5 protein-coding genes are annotated in these 6,576 nt (G+C 73.6%); 2 read left to right on the plus strand and 3 right to left on the minus strand.

Annotated elements, in window-relative coordinates; translation table 11 throughout:
• Nucleotides 1–37 precede the first annotated feature (37 nt).
• Nucleotides 38–556, minus strand: coding sequence for a SixA phosphatase family protein (locus LPA27_RS03510; RefSeq protein WP_228941512.1), 519 nt, complete (start codon nt 554–556; stop codon nt 38–40).
• Nucleotides 557–617: 61 nt separating this feature from the next.
• Here LPA27_RS03510 and LPA27_RS03515 point away from each other — a divergent pair, with 61 nt between their 5' ends.
• Together LPA27_RS03515 and cphA are read left to right on the plus strand one after the other, a co-directional pair.
• Nucleotides 618–1,631 carry a cyanophycinase gene (locus LPA27_RS03515; RefSeq protein ID WP_056904015.1) on the plus strand — a complete coding sequence of 338 codons (1,014 nt, stop codon included), beginning with the start codon at nt 618–620 and terminating at the stop codon, nt 1,629–1,631.
• Nucleotides 1,628–4,396 (plus strand): cyanophycin synthetase, encoded by a 2,769-nt coding sequence (cphA, locus tag LPA27_RS03520; protein ID WP_056904014.1) that lies wholly within the window; start codon nt 1,628–1,630, stop codon nt 4,394–4,396. Before LPA27_RS03515 ends, cphA begins: the two co-directional genes overlap by 4 nt.
• Here the strand turns inward: cphA and LPA27_RS03525 are convergent.
• Nucleotides 4,375–5,208 (minus strand): phosphotransferase, encoded by an 834-nt coding sequence (locus tag LPA27_RS03525; RefSeq protein WP_228941513.1) that lies wholly within the window; start codon nt 5,206–5,208, stop codon nt 4,375–4,377. The two genes, cphA and LPA27_RS03525, sit on opposite strands and share 22 nt — an antisense overlap.
• A gap of 35 nt (nt 5,209–5,243) precedes the next feature.
• A partial coding sequence (locus tag LPA27_RS03530; RefSeq protein WP_228941514.1) for a long-chain-fatty-acid--CoA ligase occupies nt 5,244–6,576 on the minus strand: 1,333 nt, incomplete at its 5' end.

Raw genomic sequence — 6,576 nt, forward strand, 5'->3', positions numbered from 1 at the left:
CGACGCTGCCGTCGGTGCGGCGGGTCCGGGCCCCGGCTCAGGACCGGGACACGTGGAAGGCCAGCAGCCGCGCCGACTGCTCCTCGAGGTCGGCCCAGTCGTCGTCGACCTCGAGCACGGCGGCCGCGCAGGTCGGGAAGCCGCCGGCCAGGTCGTTGCTGGCCTCCTCGTCGCCCTCGCCGTCGTCGAGCAGCTGCGCCAGCGTGGCCATGGTCGGGTTGTGGCCCACCACGACCACCGTGAGTGCGTCGGCCGGGGACTGGCGCACCAGGTCGAGGGCGGTCTCGGGTCCGGCGGCGTACAGCCCCTCGTCGTGGGTCGCGTCGTCGTCCCAGCCGGCGCCCTCGGCGACGGCCTCCCAGGTCTCGCGGGTGCGCAGCGCGGCGGAGACCAGCACGTGGTCGGGCTCGAGGCCGAGGCCGGCCAGCCAGGCACCGGCGGCGCGGGCGTCGTCGGCGCCGCCGTCGGTGAGACGGCGCTCGTGGTCGGAGGGGCCGCTGTGCTCGGCGCGGGCGTGGCGCATCACGACGAGGCGTCGGGGGGTGCTGTCGGTCACGCGGGCCAGCGTGACAGGCGCGAGGGTCGGGCTCAACACCGCATGCCCTAGCGTTGCGCCCATGCCCCGTGGACCCCTGATGATCATCGGCGGTGCCGAGGACAAGCTGCGTCGCCGCACCATCCTGCGCGAGTTCGTGGCCGCCGCCGGCGGGCCCGAGGCGCGGATCGCGGTGATCCCGACCGCCTCCTCGCTGGGCCCGGAGGTCGTCGAGGTCTACGACGCGCTGTTCCGCCGCGAGGGCGCCGCCGAGGTCGTCACGGTGCGACCGGAGTCGCGCGAGGAGGCCCAGGACCCCGACCTGGTCGAGGCGCTGGGCAAGGCCACCGGCATCTTCATGACCGGCGGCAACCAGCTCAAGCTGTCCTCCATGGTCTGCGGCACCCCGGTGGGCGACGCCATCGTCGCCGCGCACCGGGCCGGCACCGTGGTGGCCGGCACCTCGGCCGGCGCCAGCATCCAGTCGAGCCACATGGTGGCCTTCGGCGTGGGCGGCACGACGCCCAAGCAGCGGATGACGCAGGTCGCGGCGGGCCTGGGCCTGCTCCAGTCGGTGGTCATCGACCAGCACTTCGAGCAGCGCAGCCGCTACGGCCGCCTGCTGATGATCGTGGCGCAGTCGCCCCAGCTGCTGGGCATCGGCGTCGACGAGGACACCGCGGCCGTCGTCGAGCACGAGGTCGACGAGGCCACGGGCACCGACCGCGACGTGCTGCGGGTGCTGGGGCGCGGCGCCGTCACCGTGATGGACGGCTCCCACATCGTCACCAACGCCTACGAGGCCAAGCGCTCGGCGCCCCTGCTGGCCAGCGGCGTCGTGCTTCACGTGCTGCCGGAGGGTGCGGCGTTCGACCTCACCGCCCGCGCCCTCGTGCCCCCGCGCGCCAGTGTCGACCCCTCCGAGGAGGCCGAGCTGGTCGAGGCCGGCAAGGACCTGCGCCAGATGGCGCGCGACATCGCCGCCGGCGACGCCTCCCCCTCCACCCTCAAGCGCCGCCAGGCGCGCGAGGCCAAGAAGTCCAAGAAGTCGACCGACCACGCATCGGACCGCAGCCAGGACGGAGCACCCTCATGACCGAACGCCCCACGCCCGATCTCTCGATCCTCGAGACGCGGGTCTACCGCGGCGCCAACGTCTGGTCCTACGACCGGGCGATCCACCTCGTGGTCGACCTCGGGGTGCTCGAGAAGTTCCCCACCAACACCGTGCCGGGGTTCACCGAGACGCTGCTGCAGATGCTGCCCGGGCTGCGCGAGCACTCCTGCTCCCGCGGTCGCCGTGGCGGCTTCGTCGAGCGGCTCCACGAGGGCACCTGGCTGGGCCACGTCGCCGAGCACTGCGCCCTGGCGCTGCAGCAGGTCGTCGGCCACGACGTACGCCGCGGCAAGACCCGGATGGTCAAGGGACGCCCGGGCGTCTACAACGTCGTCTACGGCTACATCGACGAGCAGGTCGGCCTGGCCGCGGGGCGCCTCGCGGTGCGGCTGGTCAACCACCTGGTCGAGGCCGACCCCGAGTTCGACTGGGACACCTCCCTGGAGGAGTTCATCCGGCGCGCGCAGCGCACCGCGTTCGGGCCGTCGACCCAGGCCATCCTCGACGAGGCCGTCTCCCGCGACATCCCGTGGATCCGGCTCAACCAGTACTCGCTGGTGCAGCTGGGACAGGGCGTCCACGCCAAGCGGATCCGCGCCACGATGACCTCGGCGACCTCGGCGATCGCCGTCGACATCGCCAGCGACAAGGACCTCACCACCACGCTGCTGGGGGCGGCCGGCCTGCCGGTGCCCAAGCAGGAGTCGGTGCGCACCGTCGAGCAGTGCGTGCGCGCGGCCCAGCGCATCGGCTACCCCGTCGTGGTCAAGCCGCTCGACGGCAACCACGGCCGGGGCGTCTGCCTCGACCTCCAGGACGAGGCGGAGGTGCGCGAGGCCTACGAGGTCGCGCGCGCCGAGTCGCGCCGCGGGGTGCTCATCGTGGAGTCGCTGATCACCGGCAAGGACTACCGCTGCCTCATCATCGACGGCAAGGTCGCGGCCATCGCCGAGCGGGTGCCGGCCTCGGTCACCGGTGACGGCACCTCCAGCGTCGAGCAGCTCGTCGACGACGCCAACGCCGATCCCCGCCGCGGCGTGGGTCACGAGAAGGTGCTCACCCGGATCAAGGTCGACGCCGCCGCGGTCGAGCTGGTGCGCGAGCAGGGCTTCGAGATGTCCGACGTGCCTCCTGCCGGCACCATGGTCAAGCTCGCGCTCACCGGCAACATGTCCACCGGCGGCATCTCGATCGACCGCACCTTCGAGGCCCACCCGGAGAACGTCGAGATCGCCGAGGAGGCCGCCCGCATGGTCGGCCTCGACATCGCGGGCATCGACTTCATCTGCCCCGACATCACCGAGCCCGTGCGCGAGACCGGCGGCGCCATCTGCGAGGTCAACGCCGCTCCCGGCTTCCGGATGCACACCCACCCGACCATCGGGGAGCCGCAGTTCATCGCCAAGCCGGTGGTCGACATGCTCTTCCCGCCGGGCGCCCAGTCGCGGATCCCGATCGTGGCCGTCACCGGCACCAACGGCAAGACGACCACCTCGCGGATGATCAGCCACATCTTCAAGGGCATGGGCCGCAAGGTCGGCATGACCTCCACCGACGGCGTCGTCATCGACGAGCGGCTGCTCATCCGCTCCGACGCCTCCGGGCCGCGCTCGGCCCGGATGGTCCTGCAGAACCCCCGCGTCGACTTCGCGGTCTTCGAGGTGGCCCGCGGCGGCATCCTGCGCGAGGGCCTGGGCTACGAGCGCAACGACGTCGCGGTCGTCCTCAACGTGCAGCCCGACCACCTCGGCCTGCGCGGCATCGACACCGTCGAGCAGCTCGCCGACGTCAAGGCGGTCCTCGTGGAGGCCGTGCCCCGCGACGGCCACGCGGTGCTCAACGCCGACGACCCGCTGGTGCGCGACATGCGCCGGCGCTGCTCGGGCCAGGTCGTGTGGATCTCCATGGAGGAGCCCGGCAGCGAGGTGCGCGACATGATCGACGCGCACTGCCGCCGTGGCGGCAAGGCGCTGGTGCTCAACAGCTCCGAGCGCGGCGAGATGATCGTGGTCAAGCACGGCCCCCGCGAGATGCAGCTGGCCTGGACCCACCTGCTGCCGGCGACCTTCAACGGCCGCGCGCGCATGAACGTGCAGAACGTGCTGGCCGCCGCGGCCGCGGCCTTCGCCGCCGGCGCTCCCCTGCACGACATCCGCCAGGGCCTGCGCACCTTCTCCACCAACTACTACCTCTCCCCCGGACGGCTCAACGAGGTGGAGGTCAACGGCGTCAACGTCATCGTCGACTACTGCCACAACGCCCCGGGCATGCGTGCGCTCGGCGACTTCGTGGACCGTGTCGGCGACTCGATGGCCGGCTCGCACGAGCTGGCCCGTCCCTCGCGGATCGGCGTCATCGCCACCGCCGGCGACCGCCGCGACCAGGACATGCGCGAGCTCGGCGAGATCGCGGCCCAGCACTTCGACGTCGTCATCGTGCGTGAGGACGCCCAGCTGCGCGGGCGCGAGCGCGGCGACGTGTCGGCCCTGGTGACCGAGGGCGTCCGCTCGGCGATGGCCGAGGGCAGCCGCTGCAAGCAGGTCGAGGTCGTGCTCGACGAGATCGAGGCGGTGCGCCACGCGATGAGCCGGGCCAACCGTGGCGACCTGGTCGTCATCTGCGTCGACAAGCACGGTGAGGTCATGACCGAGCTGGAGAACTGGTCGCCCCACGCCCAGGCCGGCTCCGGGGTCTCCGCCGACGCCCCGGCCGCCGACCCCGACTACGTGCCCAGCGAAGCCTGAGGCCCGGCCCCCGGGCGCCCGGTGGCGCCGGCGGCGGCGAGCACCGGCGCCAGGTCGGCCTCGAGCCTGCCGCGCAGCCCCTCGTCGGGCTGGTCGCCGGGCTGGTCGTCGAGCAGCACGGCGGCCAGCACCTGGAGGGTGCGCAGGTCGCGGCACTCCTGCAGCCGTGTGACGTCGAGGTGGCCGGGGTAGGCCCGACGGGTCCGCTCGTCGTGGGTGCGCGAGGCCAGATCCCACTCGACGGGACCCGCGCAGACGTCCTCGAGGTCGGTCCACCGCGGCCCGTCGGCGGTCGGCAGCAGGTTGCCGGCGTGGGCGTCACCGTGGAGCGGGCGCCGGGGCCAGGTCAGCGCCCGGGGCAGGAGCACGGCGGCGGCGCCGTGCAGCACCGGGTCGTCGCTGACGCGCAGGGCCGCGGCGACGTCGGCGAGCGGGCCCGCCAGGGGCGGCAGCGGCACGGGACAGTCGGCCAGCGCCCGGTGCAACGCGTGCAGGCTCAGCGCCACCTCCTGCGGCGCCACGGTGCCGGGGACCACCTCCACCCAGGACCACAGCGACACCTCGAGGCCGTCGACCTCGTGCGGCCCCGGGTCGTGCCACGGCGGCACCACGACGTCGGTGCGCCGCGCGGCGTACGCCGCCACCGCGACCTCGCGCTCCATCCACGGGCGCGGGTCGCCCCGCAGCACCCGCCCCCGCGTGACGACACGCGTCAGCACGGGAGCGGGCCGCAGGTGCACCCGCACGCTGTAGCCGTCGGCCACCACGACGGGGTCGTCGGCGGGCAGCCCGAGCCGGCGGGCGCAGGCCACCGAGGCCGCGACCGCCTCCGCGGTGGTGGGGATCCTCAGCGGTCGACCTCGAGCTCCCCGTCGGCGTAGCGGCGGCGCAGCACTTTCTTGTCGAACTTGCCGACCGAGGTGCGCGGCACCTGGTCGATGAAGGCCCAGGCGTCGGGCAGCTGCCACTTGGCGAAGTCGGCCGACAGGAACTCCCGCAGCTCGGCCGGCGTCACCGTGGCCCCCTCGCGCACGACGACCGAGGCGAGTGGTCGCTCCTGCCACTTCTCGTCGGGGATGCCGACCACCGCGGCCTCGACCACGGCGTCGTGGGCCATCAGGGCGTTCTCCAGGTCGACCGAGCTGATCCACTCGCCTCCCGACTTGATGACGTCCTTCGCGCGGTCGGAGAGGGCGATGTAGCCGAGGCCGTCGATCGTGCCGACGTCTCCGGTGCGCAGCCAGCCGGCGTCGAACTTCCCGGCCGCGTCGGCCTGCTCGTCGGTCTCCGGCCGGTAGTAGGCGCCGGTGACCCACGGCCCGCGCACCTGCAGCTCCCCGACGGCCTCGCCGTCGTGGGGCAGGACCGTGCCGTCGTCGGCCACGATGCGCCCCTCGACGCCGCAGAGCAGCCGCCCCTGGGTGCCGCGGTAGGCCCAGGCCCGCTCCTCGTCGACGCCCACGGGCGGGATGCCGGCCGAGGCGACCGGGGAGGTCTCCGTCATGCCCCAGGCCTGGCGCACGAGCAGCCCGTGGCGCTCCTGCAGGGCCCGCTGGAGCGAGACCGGCACCGCCGAGCCCCCGCAGAGGATGAGCCGCAGCGAGTCGAGGCGCACGTCGGCGTGCCGGTCGAGGTGGCCCAGCACGTCGTTCCAGACCGTCGGCACCGCGCCGGAGACCGTGGGGCGGCTCTCGCGGATGAAGCGCACCAGCGGCTCGGCCTGGAGCCAGCGGTCGGGCATGCACAGCGACGCCCCGGCCATGAGCGCGGAGTAGGCCAGGCCCCAGGCGTTGGCGTGGAACATCGGCACGATGGGCAGCACCCGGTCCTCGAAGGACAGCCCCGCGGCGTTGCCGGTGTTGACCGCCTGGGAGTGCAGCCACGCGGAGCGGTGGCTGTAGACGACGCCCTTGGGGTTGCCGGTGGTGCCCGAGGTGTAGCACATGGCCGCGGCGTCGCGCTCGTCGAGCTCCGGCCAGTCGAAGGCTGCCGGCTGCGCGGCGAGGAGGTCGTCGTAGAGGTGCACCTCGGCCCCGCCCGCGCCGAGCGAGGCGAGGTCGGCCGAGGCGGCCTCGGGGCCGGCCACGAGCACGTGGCGCACCGTGGTCAGCTGCGCGACGTGCGGAGCGAGCAGACCGACGAGCGAGTCGTCGACGATGACCACCTGGTCCTCGGCGTGG

The organism is Nocardioides sp. Leaf374 (genome assembly GCF_916862475.1).
Classification (GTDB): domain Bacteria; phylum Actinomycetota; class Actinomycetes; order Propionibacteriales; family Nocardioidaceae; genus Nocardioides; species Nocardioides kribbensis.